Below are 24,602 nucleotides of genomic sequence, written 5' to 3' on the forward strand. Positions count from 1 at the left end.
GAGCAGCAAGGACACGCCGTCGTCGCGACGGACGCTCAATGTCGGCAGATAGTTGAACTGCGGGTTGCTGAACGCCCCGAAGATCCGGGCAAGGTCGCGCACCACGCCGATATAGGGGCTGTAATAGCCATAGCCCGCCTCCCGCGTGGAACTGAGCTGAAGGACGAGGTCCGTGGGTGCCCCGGTCAGCGTCTCGGCGACGGAACTGCTGTGCACATCGGCGAGTACAAGCGCGTCGCGATTTTCGAGCAGGCAGGAGGCCTGCAGCTCAATCACCTTGGACAGGCATTCCTCGTTCAGCTTCATCGACAGGCTGCGGGCGAGCGCGGGGGCGACGCTGCGGAGATATTCGGGATGATAATTGTCCTGCGCGCGGATCGCCGCCATGAAGGCGTCAAGCCGCGAGCGGTCGAGCGAGGCCTGATTCAGCTCCTGCGTGGCGCGAATGAACTCGCCAGGCTTGCCGCGCACGGCATCGGCAATGGTTCCTTCCGCCCCGCCGGTGTCGGGGACAAGGAACAGCGTCATCTGCCGAGCGCCCTTGGGCACGGTGAGGCGGAGGCTGTTATCCTTTTCCTTGGGCTTCCAGGTTTCGGCCGCCTTGATCCAGTCCTTGGGCGGCGGATTGGTCGCGCCGCGCAGGAAGGCGGAAAGAAGGATGAAGTGCGCGCCCTGCTCTTCCGGAAGCTCCGCCTTGATCGAAAGCTCGTCCCCTGCGGTGAGGCTGGGCACCTGCGCGATCGGCAGAACCGCATCGCCGCGCTTCACCGTGATGCGAAGGCCGGGGCCGGGAAGTTCGAACGGGGCGGGATCGGCGGCGCCCGCTGGCGCAATGCCAAGGGCCAGAGCGGCCGACGCGATCAACGGGAGAACCAGGCGTCGGCAATTGCGGTGCAGGGGCATCTATCCTTCCAGCATCATCATTCAGCGCCCCAGCCCCCTGTCCCACATCGGCCCGGTGATGCCAAGCCCCTGCGCAAATGGCGAAAGCAAGTCAGCGGAGCTTGCGCGCCATTGCATCCAGCGACGGTTCTATGTCGGCTCGCATCCTCTCCCCGCAACAGAAAAGGCCGCAACCCCTTCCTGGAGTCGCGGCCCTTCGCCCGGTGGGATCTGCCCTATTTCATCGTCGGGATGACGAAGCTCTGGTCGACCACCGCGCCGCCCGAGGGCCAACGCTGCGTGATCTTCTTGGTGCGAGTGTAGAAGCGCACGCCGTCCATGCCGTACTGGTCGAGGTCGCCGAAACCGGAGCGCTTCCAGCCGCCGAAGCTGTGATAGGCGACCGGCACCGGGATGGGCACATTGATCCCGACCATTCCGACCTCCACCTGCGCTGCGAACCGGCGCGCCATGTCGCCGTTGCGGGTGAAGATGGCGACGCCATTGCCATATGGGTGCCGGCTCGGATAGGCCAACGCCTCTTCGAAGGTCTCGGCGCGCAGGATCTGGAGCACAGGGCCGAAAATTTCGTCCTGGTAGCTCTTCATCTGCGGCGTCACCCGGTCGATCAGCGTCGGGGCGAGATAAAAGCCCTGCTCATAGCCCTGGAGTGAGAAGCCGCGCCCGTCGACGACGATCTCCGCGCCTTCGTCGACCGCCATCTGGATATAGCTTTCCACCCGCGCCTTATGGGCGCCGGTGACGAGTGGGCCGTACTGCGCGTCGGGGTCGGTCGGGATGCCGGGGCGGAGCGTGTCGATCGCGGCGACGAGCTTCTCGCGAAGGATCTCGGCCGTCGCTTCGCCCACCGGGGTCACGACCGGCAGCGCCATGCAGCGCTCGCCCGCCGATCCATAGGCCGCGCCGATGATATCGGCGACCGCCTGGTCCATGTCCGCGTCCGGCAGGATGATGCCATGATTCTTCGCGCCGCCCATGCATTGGGCGCGCTTGCCGTTCTGGGCGGCGCGGGCATAGACATAGTTGGCGATATCGGACGAACCGACGAAGCTCACCGCCTTGATATCGGGATGGTCGAGGATCGCGTCGACCACTTCCTTGTCGCCGTGGACGACGTTCAGGATGCCTTCGGGCAGGCCCGCCTCCAGCGCCAGTTCGGCCAGGCGCACCGGCACCGATGGGTCACGCTCGGAGGGCTTCAGGATGAAGGCATTGCCGCATGCGATCGCCATGGACGCCATCCAGAGCGGAATCATCGCAGGGAAGTTGAAGGGGGTGATGCCCGCGACAATGCCTAACGGCTGGCGCATCGAATAGACGTCAATGCCGGGACCGGCGCCTTCGGTATACTCACCCTTCAGCAGATGCGGGATGCCGCAGGCGAACTCAACAACCTCCAGCCCTCGCTGGATGTCTCCCTTGGCGTCGGCGATCACCTTGCCATGCTCGGAGGAGAGCAGTCGGGCGAGATCGTCCATATTCTGCTCGATCAGTTCCTTGAAACGGAACATCACGCGGGCTCGGCGCTGCGGGTTGACCGCCGCCCAATCGGGCTGCGCCGCGCGGGCGGAATCGACTGCCCTGGAAAGATGGGCGGCGTCCGCCAGCTCGACCTGCGCCTGGACTGCCCCGGTCGAGGGATCGAGGATGTCGGACAGCCGCGCGCCGGGCAGCGGGGCAACCTTCCCATGGATGAAATGAGTGACTGAACGCATGATCGCTCTCCTGCGGTCTTTATGCGGGATGGTATAGACCCGGTGGTTGTGCAGAGATACAGGGTTATGAACACATTGATTGTGCAGAAGTGCCTATGCTGAGTTCTGACGACCTGCGCCTGTTCCTGGCGATGATGCGCGAAGGAAATATGCTTGCTGCGGCGCGCCGCACAGGGGTAGACCATAGTACGGTCGCACGTCGGCTCAACGCCATGGAAGCGATGCTGGACGCACGCCTTTTCGACAGATCGCCGCGCGGGGTAACGCCGACCCCGGCCGCTTTTGCCCTGCTGGGCCATGCCGAGCGGATCGAGAGCGAATTGCTGGCAGCGGCGGCGAGCGTCGCGGGGCGTGACCGGGAGGTTGACGGTACGGTTCGGCTGACGACGCCGGAAGCCTTCGCCGCGCATCTGGTCGCGCCGCATATCGCGGCGCTGCGCGCGCGTCATCCCCGGCTGATGCTGGAGCTGGCGTCCGAAAGCCGCTCGACGAGCTTGTCCAAGCGAGAGGCGGACATAGCCGTCATGCTGAAGCCGCCTCCACGCGGACGGCTGGTGGCGCGAAAGCTCACCGATTATCGGCTGGGTCTCTATGGTGCACGGGATTATCTGGAGGCGACCGGCATGCCCGAAAGCCGCGCCGATCTGAGCCAGCACCCCTTCGTTTCCTATATAGAGGAGCTGGCGGGCTTTCCAGAGATGATCGCGCTTGACCAGATACTATCAGGCGCGCGCATAGCCTTTCGCGCAAGCTCCAGCGCAGCGCAGCATGCGGCGGTCGCGGCGGGCATGGGCCTGGGCGTACTTCACGTCTTCGCGGCGAGGGATGATTCCCGGCTGGTGCGGCTCCTGCCCGATCAGGTCGAGATCTGGCGCAGCTACTGGCTGGTGATGCACGCGGACCTGCAGAGGCTGCCGCGGGTTCGCGCAACGGTCGACTTCCTGGACGAAGCGGTGCGGTTGAGAAGGGAAGTGCTGTAGAGCACCGGCAGGCAGTGGCGCCGCTTCGCCCGGATCTCCGGTCGGCTTTGGCCTGGGGCGACAGGATCGAACCATGCGCCTAAGTAATTGATTTCTTTATTGACGTATCATTCGCCGTGGAAGGTCTGGTAGAAAGCCGAACCGACGTGCAGTGCAGGATCACGTTCCTGCGGCCTGCCCAGCTCGAAACACCCTGTTGAGGCCGGCGACCGGCGTCCCTCGATCCGCTCAGGGTGCAGGCCGCGCTTCCGTCCAGACCAGCACGGTGCCATCCTTGCGGTCCGGGCCGGTACCCGGCCAATCGGCAGAATAGGGTTCGCCGGTGGCGGGATTCAATCCGACATAGCGGTGGGTGCGCAGGGACATCAGCATGAACTGGTGACGCAGCATGTCCTGCCACTGGAACAAGCTGTCTTTCGTCTCGGCCTTCATCAGCCGCACGTCGGCCGGTAGCCCTTCCCCCACGACCGTCAGGAAACCGCTGCCGTCCATTGCCTCGATCGCGACGCGCCCCTGCCCCCGATCATGGATGCGGAAGCGCGTGCCGGGCCCCTGTGCCTGCGGTGAGTCCGGCCGTGCGAAGTTCAGCATGCCATGCGGATCGGTACGGATCGGCCGGTCATCCGCCAGGTTGCGGATGGTGACCACCTTGCCGCTCGGGATATTGGCCGATCGGTCAGCGAAGGGCTCGTCGAGGCGGAAGTCATCGAAGTCCGCGTGACCTGCCGCCAAGCCCTTCTCGTTGAAGGCGAAGAGGGCATAGCGAACGCCCTGGAAGGTCTTGAGCTGGAAGGCTTGCCGCACATCGCCGCCGATCGGGCGGAAGGTGCGGCCGTCGGTGCTGTAGCTGAACCGGGCCACCTCCGTCTCATAATCCCCGTCGACCCGCAGGCTCACGCGAGGCTCCGGCAACGGCTCCTCGATCGTCCGGTTGGTGAGAAGGTCATAGAAACGCAGCCGGAAGGCCGCGCCGTCGCGCACCACCGCCACATAGGAATAGGGAATACTGAGCAGCCCCAGGCCGGCGACATCCCCGGCCTTCAGCCCCGAAGCATCGAGCACGGCGGTCGCGATGGACTCGGGTGCCACCGCCCGCTGCGTCAGGCTGTTGCGCGCCAGCAGGAAATGCGGCGCGGCCAGGCTGTGCAGGCGCAGGAAGCCGCGACGCTCGCGCAGCGACCATTTGCTGTCGTCGGGCACATGGTTCCACTGCCACACGGGTTGCAGCTTTGGCCCGGCGAAGCTGTCGTTCCGCTGATAGGTAGGCGTGGGCGGCCCACCCGCCCCGGTCGCCGGCTTGATCCAGGTCCGCGGGCTGCGCCCCAGATTGCCGGGCAGGCCAAAAAAGGGCCAGCCATCCTTCCATGTCACCGGGGAGAGAAAGGTCGTGCGTCCCATCGCCTTGGTGTCCATCATCGAGAAGCCCCACCAGTCTCCGTTCGGCAGGTCAACGATGCCGCCCTGGTGCAGAGGCACGACGCCCAGTTCCCGGGGATTGGGTTCGACCAGATCGATGCGATCGCCGGGTGCGGGAACGGGGCGGCCCCGAACGGTAGGCGCGGACCATCCCTTCCCCAAGCCCATGGTCTCCCGGCTGGAGATGTTCACGGTTTCATAGGGGCCATCGACCCGATCGGCGCGGGCCGCCATCATCCGGCCGACGGGGGCGTAATCGGCGGTGATCAGGATATATTTGCCGTTGATCTTGTAGAAATGATGGCCTTCCCCCATCGCGCTCCCCTCCGGGATGACGACGCGGTCGGTGCCCTCGACGATGCCGCTGAGATCGGGCTTCAGCTCGACCAGATGCACCGCGCCATAACCATAGACGGCGTAAACCCGCCCATCGTCGTCGAACAGCACAGACAGATCGTGCAGCGTCGCGCCCAGCGCGTTGCGGGTCCACGGCCCGGCCGGGTTCTTCGCTCGAAAAACCTGCGTGCCATGGCCGTTGATGTTCGAGAAGATGTAGAAGGTTCCGTCGTGATAGCGGAACGCCGGCGCCCAGATGCCGTTGCCATAGGCATCCTTGCCATCGACGAAGCGATATTCCGGCCCCATGTCCAGCCGGTCGAAGGCGTAGCCGAGCAGCGTCCAGTTCACCAGGTCCTTCGAATGAAGCACCGGCAGGCCGGGCATGACGTGCATGGTCGTGCCAGTCATATAGAAATCGTCGCCGACCCGGATGACGTCGGGATCGGAAAACTCGTCGTTGAACAATGGGTTGGTAAAGGTGCCATTGCCGTTATCCGGCGTCCACGTCTTCGTCGCATCGGATGGCGTCGGCTTCACCTGGGCCGCGGCCGGCCCGGCGAGGAAAAGGGCCACGGCGATGCCCGTCCAGGCGCGAAAGTGCTTCTGGCTCCAATTCGACACGTCCCGATCCTTTCCTCGCCGCGCCGAATCTCCGAACGCCTGATAGCGGTATTAGCGGCAATTATTTGTCGGAGTAAATGTCGATAATCAGGAGACGCCCACGGCGGAGGCCAGCATCCAGCCGGGCACCGCCGCCAGGGCGAGGAATGTGCCGAGCGGCACGCGGGTGCTTGTCCGCACGCCCTGCCCCAGCATGGCCGCACCCAGTACCGCCAGCAGTCCCGTACCGGAAGCCACGAGCAGGATGAAGGGCAATGCCTGCCACCCGAACCAGGCGCCCAGCGCGCCCAGCAGCTTGGCATCGCCCAGCCCCAGCCCCTCGCGCCCCCGCAATTTACGATAGCTAAGCGCGATCAGCAGCAGCGCGCCATAGCCCAGCGCCGCACCGATCGCCCTGTCAACCAAGGAAGCATCAGTCGACCACGATCCGATGGTGAACCCGAGGAAGGCCACCGGAAAGGTCAGCGCGTCGGGCAGCCAGAAATGCCGCCAATCGAGTATCGCCAGCGTCAGCAGCAGCCAGCTGAGCAACGCCCAGCCGACGCCGCCGAGATCGGGTGACAGACCCAACGCAGCGCCGCCGATGAGTGCGCAGCCCATCTCCACCAGTGGGTGCAGCAGGTCGATCCGCGCCCCGCAGGCGCGGCAGCGTCCGCGCTGCACGAGCCAGCTGAGCAGCGGCACCAACTCCGTAGAACGCAGCGTCCGGCCGCAACCGTCACAGGCCGATCGTCCCCGCGCGATGCCCCGCCCCTGCGGCCAGCGCAGGATCAGCGTCGCCAGAAAGCTGCCAGCGATCGCCCCCGCAATGCCGCCGGCTGCGGCCGCCAGCGGATCGATCACAACATCCCTTCGATCTTCAACAGCCGTGCATTGCCGACCTGCGCGAAGCCGGCCTGCGCCAGCGTCTGCGCGAGCGTGGGATCGGCAGTTTCGACCCGCATCTCCGCGACATAGCGGCCCGATCGCCAGATGCGCAGGTCGACCTTTTCCAGGCCCGACTGGCTGACCAGCGGCAGCAGCAGCGCGTCGCCGTCGCAGGTGGCGATGCCCGACAGGCCCTGCGACAGGTTCAGCCCGGCAATCTGGCCCGCCATGTGCGCGCGCACGCGCCCTTCGGCATGGCCGCAGCGATCGCCGCTATAATAGCCGCTCACATCCTCCAGCGACAGGCTGCCCACAGGCAGCGGCGCGAAGGTGCGGCCGAGCGGCACCGGCCCGGTAACGTCGTCGATGCCGATGCGCCCGATGCCGACCGTCAGCGCGCCGGAAATATCATCCGCCTGGCCGCGCCGCCGCAAGATATCGAAGCGCGCGCGGCCCATCAGCAAGGAGATGGGGGAGAGGCCGGCGCGTACCGTGCCAAGCGGCATGTCGCCCAGCATCAGCCCGTCGATCCGACCGCCCCAGATGGTGCCCCGCACCTCCCGCGCGGAAACGCCGAGCCGCTCCAGCCCTGCCAGCCCCAATGCCACGCGCATCGGCAGGAACAGGATGAGGCCCAGCAGCAGGACGAGAAAAAGGGCGATCCTGGCCCGGCGGGAGAGATGCAATCCCATCATTGCCCCACACCCCGCACCAGTACCGCCTGCACCGACACACTGCCGGCGGTCGGCGAGGGCCGCGCGCTCATCGTCTCGACCCGCACGCCCTGCGCCTCAAGCGTCGCTAACCAGGAGAAGAGCGCCACCGGTCGTACGGATCCGACAGCGATGTCGATCCGATCATCGCCCTGTGCCTGCAGGCGTTCCACCGTCAGCCCGGCTTCGCCGGCGCTCTGCCCCACGAATTGCTCCAGCGGCAGGGCTGGACCGGCGGCGGCGCCCCGAGGCAGCGACTTCAGCAGCTTCACCTTGGCGCGGACCGCCGCGTTGCGGTCGGTCGCCTCGCGCAGCGCGCCCCGCACCGATCGCTGCGCGCGATCGAGCGGCATGGCGATGCCCAGCCACAGGATGACGATCGCCAGCAGGGCGAACATCACCCCCAGCATCCATTGCTCGCGGGCCGAGCGTTCCGCCCAAAGGGCCTTCAACCGTTCCGTCATGACCGCACCGTGATGTCCGCCAGCGTCTGACCGCCGGGATCGCGCGAAGGAGTTGCCGTGATCGTGTAGCCCGCCGCCTGCAAGGCGATCAGCACAAGGTTGATGTCTTCGGCCTTCGCCGCCGCCAGCGTGGCGCGGATCACGCCGTCGGGATCGCGCGAAAGGGCAGTGAGCGATACGCCGGGCGCATCCTGCAGGGCTGTCATCAGCCCTGCGACCGGGGCGGTAAAGGCGTAGCCGCCCGCGCCGCGCGCGGCGAGCTGCCGGTCCATCTCCGCCTCCGCGGCGGTGACATCCTGCGCGCCCGGCACGACCTGCTGTGCCAGCGCCAGGCTCTCGCTGTCCAGGCTGCTGGCGGCCAGATTCTGCCGAGTGATTTGGACCAGCGCGATCAGCAGGCTGGCAAGCAGGATGAAACCGACCCAGACGGCGATCCGCGCCAGCGCCCGCCGGTCCCAGCTCCGCCGCACACGCTTGGCGAAGTCGCCCTGCCGCATGTCGAGTGGCGGGCGTTCCAGCGCGACGATGGCGATGGCATCCACCTCAGCCGGAAGAGCGTCGCGCACCGGCGCTTCGCCTGCCAACCCCAGGGGCGCCAGATCGCCCGGCAGCGCCATGTCCCGTCCGCGCAGCACCGGCTCGCCGCCGATCGTGCCCTGCGTCAACCCCTCCTCCGGCTCGGGCAGCAACAGCGGCGCGGGCACGATGACGTCCGGGTCCAACCCATGATGCTGCGCCCAGAGCAGCCAGTGCTGCATGTCGCTGCGCGCCGCGACGGCGATGATGTGCGGCCGGGCTGGATCGTCATTCTCGTCGGCGGCAGCGAACAGCTGGTCGGCCGGCACGATCGCGTCCGCCAGCGCCGCCAGCCGCGCCGCCGCGCGCGCCTGCCGGGGTGGCAGGTCGGGATGGGACACCCAGCGCAACGTTACCAGAGCAGCGGGCGGGACCAGCATCACCACCGTTTCGGGCGGCAGCACCTGCAGCCCGCAGGCGGCGAGCCAGTTCGATCCGGCGCCGGTTTTCACCACCGCGCCATCGACGACGCGCATCCAGAGCGGTTCCGCGTCGGCGGCCTCCGGGATCGCGACGATCAGCCCTTCGCGCACGCTCATGCGCCGGCGCCCCAGTTGCGGCGCACCAGCACGGCCGGGCTCTGCCGGGCATCGATCAAGGCCCGTTCCACCACCTGCGTCCCCCCGACATCGACCGTCACATCCACCCTGAAGAATCCCGTCGTCACCTTGACCTGCTGCCCCGCCTCATCCAGCGGATTGATGCCCATGGCCTTGAACAGGTCCCAGAATTGCGGCACGCCTCCGTAGCCGTCCGGCGAGCGCTGCGCCAGTATCTGCCGCACCTGCGCCACGCTCGCCTGTCCCTGCAGCAGCATCGCCACCAGCGGCGCCTGATCGGGCAGCAGCGTGTTGACGTTGAGCGGCGACAGGTCGTCGGTCGGCAGCGCGCAGACCCAGGGCTTCACCAGATCGTAGATCGCCGGGCTCACGCCGTTGACCGCACGGAGTTCGCTCGCGTCCACCATGAAGCGGTTGGCAGTGCGATAGGGGCGCGTCAGCTGGGCGTAGGTCTCGTCCTCCGCACCGCCCGGCTGGGGCACGCTGTCGCTGTCGATCCAGTCGGCGAGCGAGGCGGCGACGGCCTGGGCCTGCCGCGCGTCCACGCCCAGCGCCTGGAGCAGCGCCTGGAACTGGATGACGCCCACGGGACGCACGCTCAACGCGGACTCGCTCTCGCCCGAAACCACGCTGTTGAGGTTGAAGCAGTTGCCCCCGTCGGTCACCCGCGCCGTGGCGACGCCGCCCGGCACGGGGATCGCCTGCGGCGTCCCCATCCAGCCGCCCGCCAGCGTGATCTTGCCCGGATTGGCCTGCACCAGGTCGCCGATGCGCAGGCGGGCGATCTCCGTCCCGGCATCGGCGAAGGCACGCCCCTGCTCGACCGCGCCGCCATTGCCGGTCATGCGGGTCGCCAGAGCGAGATGCTCCAGCGCGGTGGAGGCGACCACCGCCATCACCGCAACCAGCAGCAGCACGGTCAGCAGCGCGGCGCCCTCCTCGGACGGGCGCTTGCGGTCAGGCACCGGGCGCCTCCTCGACCAGGGGCTTCTCCATCGGTCCCGGCGCCACCAGGAAGCGCAGCGTGACCGGCGGTTCGCCGGTGCGGGCGATGGTCATCTCGACGGCGCGGGGCATGAGGTCGGGCTGGGTCGGGGTCCATTCCTCGCGCCAATCCCCGCGCGCGTCGCGGAAACGCAGGGCGACGTCCTCGACATGGTCGAGCAGCGCCGCCGGATCGTCCCCCACCGCGCCGTCCACCTGCGCATAGGTGCGCCGCTCCAGCCGCCCCTGCCGCACCCAATATTCGACCTTTTGCAGGGAAGGACGCGGCAGGTCGCCCAGATTGTCCCAACCGCCGCGCACGAACTGCATCACCGGCAGGCTCTCCCCCTCCCGATGCGACCAGAAGGCGGGCGCCAGCGTGCCCGTTTCGGTACGGCTGATGCGCGGCACCGCCTGACCGAGATCGGCCGCGAGCGCGCCTGCGGTTCGCTGCACCGCCGCCATGTCGTCCAGCCGCGCCTTCACCTGGGCTTGCGCCGACACGCTGTTGCCCAGCAGCAGCACGCCCGCCGCCGCCAGCATGGCGAAGATCATCAGCGCGACGAGCAGCTCGATGAGGGTGAAGCCTGACTCGCGGGTTTCCGCTCGGGATCGGGGCGCCATCATCCCACCACCCGCACGAAGCTCAGCACCACGGGTGAGGCGCCGCCCTGCCCATCCACCGTCAGGTCGACCTGGAGCAATCGCTTATCATCGGTCGCCTTGACCGTGCGTGCCCAGTGCCAGCGGCGGCCGCCATTGTCGACATCGCCCTCCTCCATGCCCACGGAAGGCGGTGCGGGATCGGTCTGGACCTCCACCATCAGGTTGCGCGCCACGATCTGCGCCATCGCCTTGCTGTCGAGATCGGCAGCGGTGTGGAGCGTCACGCTCTGCAACCGCACCAGCGCGAGGGCGGCGAGGCTGAACACCGCCAACGCAACCATCATTTCGAGCAGGGTGAAACCGCTCTCGCGGTCCCGCGCGGTGCGACGCTTCCTACCCACCGACCATGACCTTTCCGGCCATGTCGACGGTCACGGACACCCGCTCGCCCTCGCGCGCCAGGGTGATGGTCATGGGATCGGTCGGCAGGCCCGTGCCGTCGAAGGCGATCTGCTGGCGGCCTTCCCTGCCCACCAGCGCCCGCGTGCCGCCCTTCCAGTCGGCGGTGGCGAAGGGCTTGTCCTCCAGCGGCACCCATAGCGACCCGTCGCGTCGCTGGAAGCCGTAGCCCGAGGCGGAAACCCACACGCCCATCGGGCGTGCGGTGACGACCGCTTCGTCGCGCGCGGCGGCCACGCGCGCGGCGAAGCGGTCGGCATCCTCGATCACCCGCCCGCGCGGGTCGGGGATCGCCAGCACGACGGCAGCGGAAATGAAACCGATGATCGTCAGGACGACCATCAGCTCGATCAGGGTGAAGCCGCGGTCCTCGCGCGATGAGCGCGCCCCGGCGAAGGCCGGGACCCAGGAAGCGACACGCTGCACCCAGGGCTCTCGACCTCGGCCTTCGCCGGGGAACAGAGAGGGCGGGGCCTCAGAGTTCGCTGGAAAGGATATCCGCATTCTCATTCTCGCCGCCCGGCTGGCCGTCGGCGCCCAGCGAGCTGATGTCGAACGCGCCCTTCCGCCCCGGCACGGTGTAGATGTAGGCCCGGCCCCACGGATCCTGCGGCAGCTTCTTGATATAGCCGCCCCGGCGATAGCGTTGCGGCTGCGCCAGCGAGGCGGGCGGCGTCAGCAGCGCCTGCAGCCCGTCGGTCGCCGCCGGATAGGTCAGGTTATCGAGCCGGTACTGCTCCAGCGCCTGCTCGATGGTGGAGATGTCCGCCTTCGCCTTCTCCACCCGGGCGGTGTCGGTCGCAGGGATCACGTTGATCGCCACGATCGTCGCCAGCAGGCCGATGATGACGATGACGACCATGAGCTCCACCAGGGTAAATCCGGCTTCGCTCCCTTGATCTTCGTCATCCCGGCGAAAGCCGGGATCCCGCTTGCTTTCGGGAAGCGCCACAAATCTCCGAAGAGAAGTGAGATCCCGGCTTTCGCCGGGATAACGGGAGGAAAGGTGATCCATATTCAACTCCTTCAGGCCCCTGTGAGGCTCTGCAGCTGCAATATCGGCAGCAGGATGGACAGGATGATGACGGCGACGATGCCGCCCATCAATATGATGATGACCGGCTCCAGCATGGCGAGCGCGGCCGACGTGAAGCTGTCGAATTCGCGTTCGAGATAGTCGGCGGCGCGCTCCAGCATGGTGTCGAGCCGGCCGGCGCTCTCGCCGCTCGCCGCCAGATAGACCAGCAGCGGCGGGAAGACGCCGGCGCGGCGCAGCGCCGCCGACAGGCTGCCGCCGCCGCGGATCGCCTCGACGATCTGGTCCGATGCCTGGCGCAGCACCCGGTTGTGGACCGTCTGGGTAGTGAGCGTCAGCCCCTCCATCAGCGGCAGGCGGCTCGCGACCATGGTGGAGAGCGTGCGCGCCATCCGCGCCGCATGAAGGTCGCGAATCAGCCGCCCCAGCAGCGGCAGGCCCAGCAGCATCGCGTCGAAGCGGTAGCGGAAGCCCTCGACCTTCAGCGCGCGCCAGAAGGCGAAGGCGCCGAGGCCGATCAGGATCGCCAGCAGCCACCAGTAGCCGGCGAGAAAGGCGGACAGCCCCATCACCAGCCGGGTCAGCAGCGGCAGCTTCTGCCCTACGGTGTCGAACTGCTCCACCACCTTGGGCACGACGAAGATCATCAGCGCGGCGACGACGCAGACGGCGAACACCGCCAGTACGGTGGGATAGGCGATCGCGGTCAGCACCTTGGAGCGCATCACCGCCTGTCGTTCCATAAGGATGGAGAGCCGCTCCATGATCGTCGGCAGGCTGCCAGAGCTTTCGCCGGCGGAAATCATCGCGCGGTAGAGCGGGGGGAAGCTTTTGGGCTCCGCGCCCAGCGCGTCGGCCAGCCGCCGCCCCTCCAGCACGCCGCCATGCACCTTGCCCACGATCGCGCGGACATGGGGCTGTTCGCTCTGACGGCCAATCGTGCGCAGCGCTTCCTCGATCGGGCTGACCTGCACCAGAGTCGAAAGCTGGCGCGTGAAGAGGGTCAGTTCCTTGGCAGAGAGGCGCTGCGCGCGGAAGGACAGTCCGGCCCGCTTGCGCGCCACCTCCGCTGCGCCCGGCTCCAGCCGCACGATGAAAAGCTTGCGCGCGTCCAGCCGGGCGCGCGCATCCTCGACCGTCTCGGCCTTGACCGATCCCTTGCGCTCCTTCCCTGCAGGGTCGATCGCGACATAGTCGTAATCAGCCATCGGCGATGGTTTCCACCTCGACCACGTCGCGGCGCGACACGCGGATGGCCTCTTCCGCCGTGGTCTGTCCGTCGCGCACCAGCGCACGGGCCGCCGACCCCAGATTCGGGGCGTTGAGGAAGGCGTGGCGCGCGATCAGGGATTCATCGCCACCGTCGTTGATCAGGCGGCGGATGGTGTCGTCGACGCGGATCGCCTCGAACACGCCGATCCGGCCCTTGTAGCCGGTGCCGCTGCATTCCTCGCAGCCGCGCGCCCTGTAGATGATCGTGCCGGGGTCGAAGCCCAGCAGCGCGCTCGCCGACTTGTCCGCCTGCACCGGCTCGCGGCAATGCTGGCACAGGCGGCGGACAAGCCGCTGGGCGATGACTGCGCGCAGGGTAGAGGCGAGCAGGAAGGGCTCGACCCGCATGTCGCGCATTCGCGTGATCGCGCCCACGGCGTCGTTGGTGTGGACTGTGGAAAGGACGAGATGGCCCGTCAGCGACGCCTGGACCGCGATCTCGGCGGTTTCGCGGTCGCGGATTTCACCTACCATCACCACGTCGGGGTCTTGCCGCAGGATCGCGCGCAAGCCGGCGGCGAAGGTCAGGCCGACCTTCGCATTGACCTGGGTCTGGCCGACTCCCTCGATCGCATATTCGACCGGATCCTCGACCGTCAGGATGTTGCGGGTGCCGTCGTTGAGCTGGCGCAGGCCTGCATAGAGCGTCGTCGTCTTGCCCGATCCGGTCGGGCCGGTGACGAGGATGATGCCATTGGGTTCGGACAGCCCCTCGCGGAAGATGCGATCGGGCGCGCCCGTCATGCCGAGCAGGTCGAGGTTGATGCCTGCATTCTCCTTGTCGAGAATGCGCAGCACCACACGCTCGCCCGCGCGGCTCGGCAGGGTGGAGACGCGGACGTCGAGCAGCTTGCCGCCGAGCGTCAGGCCGATGCGCCCGTCCTGCGGCACGCGCCGCTCGGCGATGTCGAGCCGGGCCATGACCTTGATGCGGCTGACGACCACGGGCGCGACATGGGGCGGCATGCGCAGCGTTTCGCGCAGCACGCCGTCGATCCGCATCCGCACGATCAGGCCGGTTTCATAGGGTTCGATATGGATGTCCGACACGCCCTGCCGCGCGGCCTCGGCGATGATGCCGTTGATGAGGCGGATGGCGGGCGCGTCGTCGGCGCTGTCGAGCAGGTCGTCGGCGGTGGGGATGTCGGCGGCGAGCATGTCGAGCTCGTCCGCCCCGACGTCCAATGATCCGGCCATGGCCGCGGCGCTGCCGTCCATCGCATAATGATCGGACAGGTGCCGGTCGAACTGCGCCGGATCGACGAAGCGGACGTCGAAGCTCCTGGCCAGATGGCGACGTACCTCCAGCAGCACACGCGGGTCGCTGCCTTCACGCACCGCGATGATCAGGCGAGCGCCTTCTTCCGGCAGGATCACCACGCCATGCTTGCGGGCGAAGCCATAAGGGATGTCGACCGGGCGGAGGGGAATTGCAGGGGAGATGCTCTCTCCGTTCTTCTGCGAAAGCAGGAGCTCGGGGCGATCGGGTTCCGCACTCGAACCTTGGGCTCCTGCCTTCGCAGGAGCACCGGAATTGCTCTCTTCGCTCACTGCTGCCCCCCGCTCGGCGGCAGGTCCACGGGCCGCACCACGCCGCTCGATTCGCGCACGGTGGGCTCGATCACCTGCGCCGGGGGCTGGGCCACCATGTCGCCCGGGCCGGCCGCAACGCCCGGCGGCACCGCGCCCATATAGTCGCGCACCAGTTCGTCGATGCTCGGCTCCGCGTCGGGATTGCGCTGGAGCTGCATCCCCCGGACATAGCCGTAGCGCTGCTGCGTCAGCTTCTGCGCATCCTCCTTGGAGCGCAAGATCGTCGGGCGGATGAAGACCATGAGGTTGGTCTTGGTCCGGTTCTTCGAGCGCGACTTGAACAGTTCGCCGATCCCGGGAATGTCGGACAGCAGCGGGATGCGCTCGATCGTGCGGCGTTCATTGTCGTCGAGCAGCCCGCCCAGCGCCAATATCTCGCCATCGTCCACGGTCACCGTGGTCTCGATCTCGCGCTTGTTGATGATGAGGTCGCTGTTGTCGTTGCTGACCGGGCCGGCGACGCTCGACACTTCCTGTTTCAGGAACAGCTTGATCGCGCCGCCGGTGTTGATCTGCGGCTTCACCTCCAGCTTGATGCCGACATCCTGCCGCTGGACTGTGCGGAACTGGTTGTCGAAATTCTGGCTCAACGCCTCTCCGGTGGTGATCGGCACCTGCTGGCCGACCAGGATCGACGCCTTCTGATTGTCGAGCGTCATTACCGAGGGAGTCGAGAGCAGGTTGCTTTCGGTGTCGGACTTCACCGCGTTGATGATCGCGCCGAAAATGCCGTTATTGCCGATGCTGCCGCCCAGCCCCGCGATCGCGCCGGTGGCGCTTTGCAGGCTGCTGACCGCCGCCTGCTGGAGCGTGCTGGCGAGGTCGCCATTTTCCCGCACCTCGGTGGTCGTCCGTGTCCCGTCCGGCGCGACTACCGTGGTCGTGGTGGTGCCGAGCCGATCTGCCGCATAGGCGCCCGCGAGGGTGAGCAAGTTGGGCTGCGCATTGCTGTAGTTGGTGGCGGCAAAGCCGGTCGAGGTGCTGCCGATCAGAAACTGCACGCCCAGCTTCTTGGCGGCGGCGTCGCTGATCTCGACGATGATCGCTTCGACCAGCACCTGTTCGCGCCGCGTGTCGATCTGGCGGATGGTTTCGCCCAGCATGCGCTGCACGTCGCTGTTCGCCGCGACGATGATCGCATTCGCGCCCTCATAGCGGGTGACGATCGCGGGGCCGCGAGTCGAGATGCCGCCACCGGATGCCGATCCAGTGGACACCGCTGCCACCGGTGCCGCCGCCTGGCTGGCGGGCGCAGCAGAGGGCGCGCCACCAGCCGAGGTTGTGGAGGCCGTCACAGGCTGGGCGGAAGACTGACCGACCAGTTGCTGCAGCACCGGCAGCAGCTTCTCGGCATCGGCATGCTCCAGCCAGTAAACGCGGATTTCAGTGCCACTCGCCGCCTGCCGGTCCAGGTCGCGGGCCATCTGCGCCAGCCGCGCGACAGTGCCGGCATCGCCCCGGATGGCGATGCTGTTGCTGCTGTCGATCGGGACCACCTGCGCCGACGCGGGCGCCCCGCCCTCGCCGCCGCCACCCGCCACCAGCGCCTGGAGAGAGGTCGCGATCTCGCGTGCGCCGGCGTTCGTCAGCGTCACCACCTGGGTCGCCGCATTGTCGCGGTCGATCCGAGCGATCACCTGGCGGATGCGGGCGATGTTGTCGGCATAATCGGCCACCACCACGCTATTGCCCGCGCGGTTGGCGGTCACGGAACCGTCCCTGCTCACCAGCGGGCGCAGCGTTTCCAGGGCGCTTGCCGCGTCGATGGAACGCAGGCGGAACACCTCCGTCACGAAGCTGTTGCGGCTGGCCGCCCGGCCCACCGCGCTTGGCTGACCCGCCGCGCCGTCGGCGGGCTGGATCCGGTACGCGCCGCCGGGAGCCGGCACCGCCACCAACCCATTGGCGCGCAGGGTCGAGAGGAAGATTTCGAAATATTCGGAGCGTGAGAGCGGCCGGTCGGTCACCACCGACACCTTGCCCTGCACCCGGTTGTCGATGATGAAGGTGCGCCCCGTCACCCGCGCTGCATCCTGGATAAAGGCGCGGATATCAGCGTCGCGCACGTTCAGCGTCTGCTGCGCCAGAACGGGCGTCGCGACCGGCGCCGCAAGCGCAAGGGCCATGGCGGCGGAATAAAGCAATGGTCTGGTCATTGGCCCTGCAAGGTCAGATTGATGGGGACCGTAGACGCGCCGCGTTCCACCATCAGGGAAATGCGCGCGCCGGGTATGATCCTGCCCTGGAGCGCCTGGAGGTCGCCCGCCGATCCGACGGGGCGGCCGTCGATCTGGGTCACGACATCACCGGACTGGAAACCGGCGTTCTGGAAACCCGGCCCCTTGGACAGCAGGACCAGGCCGGTCACGCGTCCGCTTTCCATGCGCGGTGCAACGCCGATATCGCTTTTCAGGCTCTCGGCAGTCGGGTTGTCGCGGCCAGGCGAGGTGGGCGGCGCGGCCGTGAAAGGCTGCGATGTTGTCGGTGCCGCACTTGCCGGAGCTGCGGCGTCCGCCGGCTGCGACTGGTCGAGGAAGAGCTGTTCCTCCGCCCCGCCCCGGTCAATCGTCACATGGTCGAAGGCGACTGCCTTCAGCACGACGCCCGGCATGATCTCATCACCCACGGCGAAGCTGTTCTGCACTCCGTCAGGCCCGGCGACGATGGCCGATCCCTGGCCGGATCCTTCGTTGAGGCGAATGCCGTAGAGCGTCAACGCGAGCGAGGTCACCACGCCACTGCCCGCCTGCTGCGGCGTGCCGGTGCGGAAGAAGGGATCGAAACTGGAAAACAGCGCCTGTCGGGCCGCGGGCGACAGCAGTTGCGCCTGTCGGCCTTCCCAGGGGCCGAAGCTGCCCACCGGCGTTACCAGCACCCATGCGAGGCGGGCGAGCTGCAGCGCCAGGATCGCCAGCGCGCCATATTCCAGAACACGCAGCCAGTCGATGCGCGGCACGCGACCGCCCAAACCCCGGATGGTATCGCCGTACGGCACCCGCATGAAAGTCGCTGTTCCCCCTTGTCGCTGAGCAGCCTGCTAGGCCCCTGTTCTTACTCGCAGATGACAGTTATGTGTCATAATTATGACCAGGCCGGAAGTGCGGGAAGGACGCTTGCAATTCCTGCGACGGACGATAGCTAGGAGCCGTAAGCCCGACTGCCCAGCCGTCCCTTGCGAGACGTCATGTCCGTTACAGATATCCCTTTTGCCACCGACGCCGATCCCGAATGGATCGCGGCGCATCCCCGAGTCCAGCGCGTGCCCAGCCGCGAGCTGACGCTGTTCATCCGGCGCGATTTCCTCTCGGCGGAGGAATGCACTGGCCTCATCGAACGGATCGAGGCGGGACGCCGCCCGTCGACCATCGCCGATGCCAATGGCGACTACGCCTTCCGTACCAGCGAGACCTGCGACCTTGACGGGGAAGACCCCTTCGTGGCCGCGATCGACGCCAAGCTCTGCGCCTTTTCCGGGATCGATCCCGCCCATGGTGAACCCATACAGGGGCAGCGTTATGCGGTGGGGCAGGAATTCAAGGCGCACACCGACTATTTCGACCCTAATGGCGTGGATTATGCCCGGTTTTGCGCAACCTCGGGCAACCGGACCTGGACGCTGATGGTCTATCTCAATGCGCCGAAGGCCGGCGGCGCGACCCGCTTTCCCAAGATCGGCAAGACGGTGCAGCCGGAAACCGGCAAGCTGCTCGCCTGGAACAACCGGATCGAGCCCGGCCGCTACAACGCCGCCACGCTGCACCACGCGATGAAGGTGCGCAGCGGCGTCAAGCACGTCATCACCAAATGGTACCGGGAACGGCCCTGGGGCTGAGTCGGCGCATCCGCGCGCGGGTCGGCGTTACGGGACGCGATCGCTCGGCCCGCAAAAAAGGGCTCCTCCCGAAGGAGAAGCCCTTTTTCATTATCCGCGGCAGCGATCAGGCGGCCAGCTTGCGCAGGACGTACTGCAGGATGCCGCCGTTCAGGAAATAATCCAGCTCGTTGACGGTATCGATGCGGCAGAGCGCCGTGAAGCTGAAGGTCGATCCGGCGGCGCGGGTCACCTTCACCTCGACATCCTGACGGGGCTTGAGGTCCGCGACGCCGGTGATGGTGAAGCTTTCGTCGCCAGTCAGGCCCAGCGTGTCCCGAGTCTCGCCATTCTTGAACTGCAGCGGCAGCACGCCCATGCCGACCAGATTCGAGCGGTGTATGCGCTCGAAGCTCTCGACGATGACGGCGCGCACGCCCAGCAGGTTGGTGCCCTTGGCAGCCCAGTCGCGCGACGATCCGGTGCCATACTCCTTGCCGCCGATGACGACCAGCGGCGTCCCGTCCGCCTTGTACTTCATCGCCGCGTCGTAGATCGGCATCACCTCGCCATTGTAGCGGGTCATGCCGCCCTCGACGCCGTCCAGCATCAGGTTCTTGATGCGGATATTGGCGAAGGTGCCGCGCATCATCACTTCATGATGGCCGCGGCGCGAACCGTAGCTGTTGAAGTCGGCCTGGGCGACCTGATGCTCGCTAAGCCACTTGCCCGCGGGCGAGCTGGCCTTGATGGAGCCGGCCGGCGAGATGTGGTCGGTGGTGATCGAGTCGCCGAAGATCGCCAGCGGCTTCGCCTCGACGATGTCGGTGACGGGCGCCGGGGTCATGGTCAGCCCCTCGAAATAGGGCGGGTTGGCGACATAGGTCGACCCGGCGCGCCAAGTGTAGGTGTCGGAACCGGTGACGTCGATCGCCTGCCAGCGGGCATCGCCCGTGAAGACGGTGGCGTAGCGACTCTGGAACATCTCACGGCTGATCGCGCCGTCCAGGACCGAGCGGACTTCCTCGTTCGAGGGCCAGATGTCCTTGAGATAGACGGGGGCGCCGTCCGATCCGGTGCCGATCGGCGTGCTGACGAAATCCTCGGTCACCGTGCCCTTGAGAGCATAGGCGACGACCAGCGGCGGGCTGGCGAGGAAGTTCGCGCGCACGTCCGGCGACACGCGGCCTTCGAAATTGCGGTTGCCCGACAGGACGGAGGCGGCGACAATGTCGTTGCCGTTGATGGCCTTGCTGATCGGCTCGGCCAGCGGGCCGCTGTTGCCGATGCAGGTGGTGCAGCCATAGCCGACCAGGTTGAAGCCGACGGCATCCAGATAGGACTGGAGGCCCGCCTTCTCCAGATAGTCGGTGACGACCTGCGAGCCGGGAGCGAGCGAGGTCTTGACCCAGGGCTTGGGCTTCAGTCCCTTTTCGACTGCCTTCTTGGCGACGAGGCCGGCGGCGACCAGCACGCTGGGGTTCGACGTGTTGGTGCAGCTGGTGATCGCGGCGATCACGACGTCACCGTCGCCGATATCGTGATCCTTGCCCTCCACGGCGACGCGGGCCGGGGCGGTCTTCTTGTAGACCTTCTCCAGATCGGCGTTGAACACGTCGTCGACGCTGGACAGCACGACCTTGTCCTGCGGGCGCTTCGGGCCGGCGAGCGAGGGTTCGACGGTCGACATGTCGAGTTCGAGGATATCGGTGAAGACCGGCTCGACATTCGGGTCGAGCCAGAAGCCCTGCTCCTTCGCATAAGCCTCGACCAGCGCGATGGTCTCCTCCGAACGGCCGGTCAGACGCATATAGTCCAGCGTCTTGTCGTCGATGCCGAAGAAGCCGCAGGTCGCGCCATATTCCGGCGCCATGTTGGCGAGCGTCGCGCGGTCGGCGAGCGTCAGCGTGGCGAGGCCCGGGCCGAAATATTCGACGAAGCGGCCGACCACGCCCTTGGCGCGCAGCATCTGGGTGCAGGTCAGCACCAGGTCGGTGGCGGTGATGCCCTCGCGCAGTGCGCCGGTGAAGCGGAAGCCGACGACTTCCGGGATCAGCATGGACACGGGCTGGCCCAGCATCGCGGCCTCGGCCTCGATGCCGCCGACGCCCCAGCCAAGCACGCCCAGGCCGTTGACCATGGTGGTGTGGCTGTCGGTGCCGACGCAGGTGTCGGGATAGGCGACGGTGGCGCCGTCCGCATCGGTCGAGGTCCACACCGCCTGCGCGATATTCTCCAGGTTCACCTGGTGGCAGATGCCGGTGCCGGGAGGCACGACCTTGAAGTTATCGAGCGACTTGGAGCCCCATTTCAGGAAGTCGTAGCGCTCCATGTTGCGCTGATATTCCAGCTCGACATTGTCCTCGAATGCCTGGGGCGTGCCGAATTCGTCCACCATGACCGAGTGGTCGATGACGAGGTGCACGGGCACCTGCGGGTTGATCTTGGCGGCGTCGGCGCCCAGCGCGTTCATCGCGTCGCGCATCGCGGCCAGATCGACCACGCAGGGCACGCCGGTGAAGTCCTGCATCAGCACACGGGCGGGGCGATACTGGATCTCGCGCTCCGACCGGCGCTCCTTCTGCCAGTCGACGATCGCCTGGATATCCTCGACCGTCACGGTCACGCCATCCTCGAAGCGGAGCAGGTTCTCCAGCAGCACCTTCATCGAGAAAGGCAGGCGCGAAACGTCCCCGAGCTTCGCGGCGGCCTTCTTGAGCGAATAATAGGCAATGTCCTTGCCGCCGACAGCCATGCTGTCGCGGGTGCCGAGTGTATCCTGTCCGATGGCGGTCATAAGTCGTGCGTCTCCTCGCAAGCGCCCCGACCGTGAGGCGGGAGGATGACGCGATTCCACCAGATGCCCGTCGAGCGGCGGGCGGAGGGATGCGCCCCAACCGACGGTCGAAGCAGGTATGTCCCGATGCTGCGCCGCCATAACGCCTGTCGGGCGGGAGTCAAATGGACAAAAGAAGGGTTTCAACGATCCGCCTGCGGCACGGGAAACAATCCCGACCTCCTGCGTTGTCGGCGCGTAACATGGGGAGTTCCAGCATGGACACGCCTGCCGGTGGCATCACGCCCGATCCTATAGGATCGACGGGTTTCTTTCTGCCTGCCTATCGCCCAGGGAAAGGCGCGAGCTGTCCGCAATGCGGGGCACGGCAATGGCTGGTTGGGCGAACGGTCGCCGAATGCGCCTGCTGCGCGACGGCGCTGCCGCTGGACGCGGGCTATCGGCGCTGGGCGACGGTAACGCCCGCCCGGACGCGTCAAATCATCCTTTAGGCCGGCAGCCTCCTCGCTGACGCAAAAGCACTACCGCGCCTTTTCCGCAGCGATCCACGCGTCGATCTGGCGGTCGAGAACTGTGAGCGGTACAGCGCCCTGCCCCAGCACCGCGTCGTGAAAGCGGCGCAGGTCGAATTTCGGCCCCAGCGCCTGCTCCGCCCGGACGCGCAGCTCCCGGATCTTGATCTCGCCCAGCTTGTAGCCCAGCGCCTGCCCCGGCCAGCTGATATAGCGGTTCACTTCCGCATCGATATTGGCGTCGGTCAGCGCGCTGTTCTCCTTCATGAAGGCAACCGCGCGCGCCTTGTCCCAGCCCTTGGCATGGATGCCCGTATCGACCACTAGCCGGCAGGCGCGCCACATCTCGTAGGACAGGCGCCCCATCATCTTTTCGGGCGTGTCGTAGAGGGCCATCTCCTCGCCCAGATATTCGGTGTAGAGCGCCCACCCCTCCACGAAGGCGGTGAAGCCGGCAACATATTTGCGGAACGGCGGCAGCGGCAGTTCCTGCTGCAGCGCGATCTGGTTGTGATGCCCCGGCACCGCCTCATGCGCAGTGAGCGCCGGCAGCTCCCAGAAGGGCCGCTGGTCGAGCTTCGACGTGTTCACATAATAGGTGCCGGCAATCCCGGCCTCCGGGGCGCCGGGCATGTAATAGGCGGTGGTCGTCCCCTCCGCCTCGGCCGCGGGAATGGGCTTGAGGCCATAGGGCAGCCGCGGCAGCGTCGCGAAATAGCGGGGCAGCAGCCCGTCGATCGCCTTGGCCTGCCGTGCCGCGGCACGCAGCAGTTCCTCGGGCGTCTTCGCATAATAGGAGGGATCGGTGCGCAGATGCGCTATGAAGGCGGCCCGGTCGGGATAACCCGCCTTGGCCGCCACCGCGTCCATCCGGGCGCGGATGCGCGCGACCTCCTTCAGGCCGATCTCGTGGATCTGGTCCGGCGTCAGGTCGGTGGTGGTGTGCGCACGCACGCGGCTGGCATACCATTCACGTCCGCCCGGCAAGGTGGAGGCGCTGTCGTTCTTCCGGCAACGCGGCAGATAGTCCTTCACGAACAGGTCGTGCCATTTCCCATATTCAGGCGCCACGACGTCGCGGATCAGCGCGACCGCCCGCGCCTGCATCGCCGCCCATTCGGCGTCGCTCACGTCGCGCGGCTTCGTCCGCTTGAACGGCTCGTAGAAGCGCGTCTCTTCCGGCTTGCCCGCCACCACGCCACTGATGCTGTCGGCATAGTGGCCCAGGACCGAGCAGGGCTGGACATAGCCGCCCTTAATCGCCTGCCGCGTGATCGTGAGCGCATCGCCATTCTGCTTCGGGTACAGGGCCAGCCGCTTCAGATAACTCTCATAATCGGCAGCGGTGTAGAAGGGAAGCCCGTCGGCCATGCCGGCAAAGCCCTGGTGCCAGCCATAATAGGTGGTGAAGAGCATCAGTCGCTCAGGCTGATGCCGGTCGCTTTCGATATCGTCGCGCAGCATCCACAGCAGCACCGCGCGATTGGTGCGACCGGTCTCGTCCAGTCCGGCTTCCGGGATGGCGTCGAGTCGCGCGGCAAAGGCCTTCTCCGCCGCGATCCGCGCGTCCTGCGCCCTCAGCGAGATATCCGTGATGCGGTCGTCATAATCCCGCACGCCGCGCTGCGTGGCTTCGACCGGATGCTCCGCCAGATACCAGCGCCAGTGGTCGGCGAGTACGGAATTGAGTTGGTCGGACGGGCTTTGCGCCAAGGCGGGCGCGGCGGAAAGGACGAGAAGGAAGGACGGAATCTTGCGCATGGGCGCAATTGATCCTTCCTGCGCCGCTCCTTGGCAAGAGCGATAGTGGAGCTCAACTCGTCATCCCAGCGAAAGCTGGGCTCTCCCTTCTGTGGCGCGTGCGACGAAGGGAAATGAGATCCCAGCTTTCGCTGGGATGACAAAGAGGATGAGATATCTATACCGGCGCCACGCCTTCCACCTCGATCACGCCCTCGCCAGCATGCCACCCCCGCACGCGGACGCGCTTTTCGACATGATCGACGGGGACGCGGAGCAGCACCAGCCGATAGGTGCCGCCCAGATCGCGCTGGAGCAGGAAACCGGCCTCATCGCGTAGCAACCTGCCGGTCTCGTCCACGCCTGCTCCAGCCTCTTCCATGGATTTTAGTCTATCGCGTCCTTGACGCCCTTGCCGGCCAGCAGACCGAGCACGAGGAAGATCAGGAACAGCGCGACGGCAATGCCGAACAGCAGCTTGGCGATACCGACGAAGGTGCCGGCCGCGCCGCCGAAGCCGAGAATGGCGAGCACGGCCGCAATGACGAGGGCGATGATGGCTAGGCGAATCATGGGATTGTCCTTCCCTTCATGAACAGATGATTTCTGAACGGTCGGGGTGACGGGTTGTTCCGCAG

General features: G+C 66.8%; 23 protein-coding genes (1 of these 23 running past the window's edge). 3 read left to right on the top strand and 20 right to left on the bottom strand.

Annotated features, from left to right (window positions below):
- Together M529_RS30650 and M529_RS30655 are read right to left on the bottom strand one after the other, a co-directional pair.
- Positions 1–903: the 5' portion of a hypothetical protein gene (locus M529_RS30650; RefSeq protein ID WP_021317078.1), read on the bottom strand. The gene continues 1,518 nt to the left of window position 1, outside the view; the window shows 903 of its 2,421 coding nt (coding positions 1–903); it begins with the start codon at positions 901–903; the stop codon falls past the left edge of the window.
- Between the two features lie 215 nt (positions 904–1,118).
- Positions 1,119–2,618 (bottom strand): CoA-acylating methylmalonate-semialdehyde dehydrogenase, encoded by a 1,500-nt coding sequence (locus M529_RS30655; RefSeq protein WP_021317079.1) that lies wholly within the window; start codon positions 2,616–2,618, stop codon positions 1,119–1,121.
- A gap of 95 nt (positions 2,619–2,713) precedes the next feature.
- On the opposite strand from M529_RS30655, the gene M529_RS30660 reads away from it, so the two are divergent.
- Positions 2,714–3,598 (top strand): LysR family transcriptional regulator, encoded by an 885-nt coding sequence (locus M529_RS30660; RefSeq protein WP_021317080.1) that lies wholly within the window; start codon positions 2,714–2,716, stop codon positions 3,596–3,598.
- A 228-nt stretch (positions 3,599–3,826) separates the two neighbouring features.
- On the opposite strand, the gene M529_RS30665 is transcribed toward M529_RS30660, so the two are convergent.
- From M529_RS30665 to M529_RS30730, 14 genes are all read right to left on the bottom strand, one after another.
- Positions 3,827–5,974: a glycoside hydrolase family 43 protein gene (locus M529_RS30665; protein WP_021317081.1), complete on the bottom strand. Its 2,148-nt coding sequence runs from the start codon at positions 5,972–5,974 to the stop codon at positions 3,827–3,829.
- An 87-nt stretch (positions 5,975–6,061) separates the two neighbouring features.
- Positions 6,062–6,817, bottom strand: coding sequence for a prepilin peptidase (locus tag M529_RS30670; protein WP_021317082.1), 756 nt, complete (start codon positions 6,815–6,817; stop codon positions 6,062–6,064).
- Positions 6,814–7,536: a type II secretion system protein N gene (gene gspN, locus M529_RS30675; protein ID WP_031294590.1), complete on the bottom strand. Its 723-nt coding sequence runs from the start codon at positions 7,534–7,536 to the stop codon at positions 6,814–6,816. The genes M529_RS30670 and gspN overlap by 4 nt, the downstream gene beginning before the upstream one ends.
- Positions 7,533–8,018 carry a type II secretion system protein GspM gene (gene gspM / locus M529_RS30680; protein WP_021317084.1) on the bottom strand — a complete coding sequence of 162 codons (486 nt, stop codon included), beginning with the start codon at positions 8,016–8,018 and terminating at the stop codon, positions 7,533–7,535. The genes gspN and gspM overlap by 4 nt, the downstream gene beginning before the upstream one ends.
- Positions 8,015–9,133, bottom strand: coding sequence for a type II secretion system protein GspL (gene gspL / locus M529_RS30685; RefSeq protein WP_021317085.1), 1,119 nt, complete (start codon positions 9,131–9,133; stop codon positions 8,015–8,017). The genes gspM and gspL overlap by 4 nt, the downstream gene beginning before the upstream one ends.
- Positions 9,130–10,119 carry a type II secretion system minor pseudopilin GspK gene (gene gspK / locus M529_RS30690; protein ID WP_021317086.1) on the bottom strand — a complete coding sequence of 330 codons (990 nt, stop codon included), beginning with the start codon at positions 10,117–10,119 and terminating at the stop codon, positions 9,130–9,132. The genes gspL and gspK overlap by 4 nt, the downstream gene beginning before the upstream one ends.
- A complete protein-coding gene (gene gspJ, locus M529_RS30695; RefSeq protein WP_021317087.1) occupies positions 10,112–10,765 on the bottom strand; it encodes a type II secretion system minor pseudopilin GspJ in 654 nt (217 codons plus the stop codon). Before gspJ ends, gspK begins: the two co-directional genes overlap by 8 nt.
- A complete protein-coding gene (gspI, locus tag M529_RS30700) occupies positions 10,762–11,145 on the bottom strand; it encodes a type II secretion system minor pseudopilin GspI (RefSeq protein WP_021317088.1) in 384 nt (127 codons plus the stop codon). The genes gspJ and gspI overlap by 4 nt, the downstream gene beginning before the upstream one ends.
- A complete protein-coding gene (locus tag M529_RS30705; protein ID WP_021317089.1) occupies positions 11,138–11,629 on the bottom strand; it encodes a GspH/FimT family pseudopilin in 492 nt (163 codons plus the stop codon). Before M529_RS30705 ends, gspI begins: the two co-directional genes overlap by 8 nt.
- Positions 11,630–11,678: 49 nt before the next feature.
- Complete coding sequence (gene gspG, locus M529_RS30710; RefSeq protein ID WP_031294593.1) at positions 11,679–12,155, bottom strand: type II secretion system major pseudopilin GspG; 477 nt, start codon at positions 12,153–12,155, stop codon at positions 11,679–11,681.
- A 74-nt stretch (positions 12,156–12,229) separates the two neighbouring features.
- Positions 12,230–13,447: a type II secretion system inner membrane protein GspF gene (gspF, locus tag M529_RS30715; RefSeq protein ID WP_021317091.1), complete on the bottom strand. Its 1,218-nt coding sequence runs from the start codon at positions 13,445–13,447 to the stop codon at positions 12,230–12,232.
- Positions 13,440–14,981, bottom strand: a complete 1,542-nt coding sequence (gspE, locus tag M529_RS30720) for a type II secretion system ATPase GspE (RefSeq protein ID WP_084490929.1) — start codon at positions 14,979–14,981, stop codon at positions 13,440–13,442. Before gspE ends, gspF begins: the two co-directional genes overlap by 8 nt.
- 77 nt (positions 14,982–15,058) lie before the next feature.
- A complete protein-coding gene (gene gspD / locus M529_RS30725; RefSeq protein ID WP_031294597.1) occupies positions 15,059–17,260 on the bottom strand; it encodes a type II secretion system secretin GspD in 2,202 nt (733 codons plus the stop codon).
- Complete coding sequence (locus M529_RS30730) at positions 17,257–18,105, bottom strand: type II secretion system protein N (protein WP_021317094.1); 849 nt, start codon at positions 18,103–18,105, stop codon at positions 17,257–17,259. The genes gspD and M529_RS30730 overlap by 4 nt, the downstream gene beginning before the upstream one ends.
- A gap of 183 nt (positions 18,106–18,288) precedes the next feature.
- Between M529_RS30730 and M529_RS30735 the strand changes: the two genes are divergently transcribed.
- The gene (locus M529_RS30735) at positions 18,289–18,936 is read left to right on the top strand and encodes a prolyl hydroxylase family protein (RefSeq protein WP_021317095.1); all 648 of its coding nucleotides are present in this window, start codon (positions 18,289–18,291) and stop codon (positions 18,934–18,936) included.
- A 106-nt stretch (positions 18,937–19,042) separates the two neighbouring features.
- Here the strand turns inward: M529_RS30735 and acnA are convergent, their stop codons facing one another.
- Complete coding sequence (gene acnA / locus M529_RS30740; protein WP_021317096.1) at positions 19,043–21,712, bottom strand: aconitate hydratase AcnA; 2,670 nt, start codon at positions 21,710–21,712, stop codon at positions 19,043–19,045.
- A gap of 257 nt (positions 21,713–21,969) precedes the next feature.
- Here acnA and M529_RS49105 point away from each other — a divergent pair, with 257 nt between their 5' ends.
- A complete protein-coding gene (locus M529_RS49105; RefSeq protein ID WP_152522546.1) occupies positions 21,970–22,203 on the top strand; it encodes a hypothetical protein in 234 nt (77 codons plus the stop codon).
- Between the two features lie 30 nt (positions 22,204–22,233).
- Here M529_RS49105 and M529_RS30745 read toward each other — a convergent pair whose 3' ends face one another.
- The 3 genes from M529_RS30745 to M529_RS30755 form a co-directional block, all read right to left on the bottom strand.
- Positions 22,234–23,985, bottom strand: coding sequence for a DUF885 domain-containing protein (locus M529_RS30745; RefSeq protein ID WP_021317097.1), 1,752 nt, complete (start codon positions 23,983–23,985; stop codon positions 22,234–22,236).
- Between the two features lie 157 nt (positions 23,986–24,142).
- Positions 24,143–24,346, bottom strand: coding sequence for a DUF5818 domain-containing protein (locus M529_RS30750; protein WP_021317098.1), 204 nt, complete (start codon positions 24,344–24,346; stop codon positions 24,143–24,145).
- 5 nt (positions 24,347–24,351) lie between these two features.
- Positions 24,352–24,537 (bottom strand): DUF1328 domain-containing protein, encoded by a 186-nt coding sequence (locus M529_RS30755; RefSeq protein WP_021317099.1) that lies wholly within the window; start codon positions 24,535–24,537, stop codon positions 24,352–24,354.
- Between the last annotated feature and the right edge of the window lie 65 nt (positions 24,538–24,602).

The sequence above is a fragment of the Sphingobium ummariense RL-3 genome, assembly GCF_000447205.1.
Lineage (GTDB): Bacteria > Pseudomonadota > Alphaproteobacteria > Sphingomonadales > Sphingomonadaceae > Sphingobium > Sphingobium ummariense.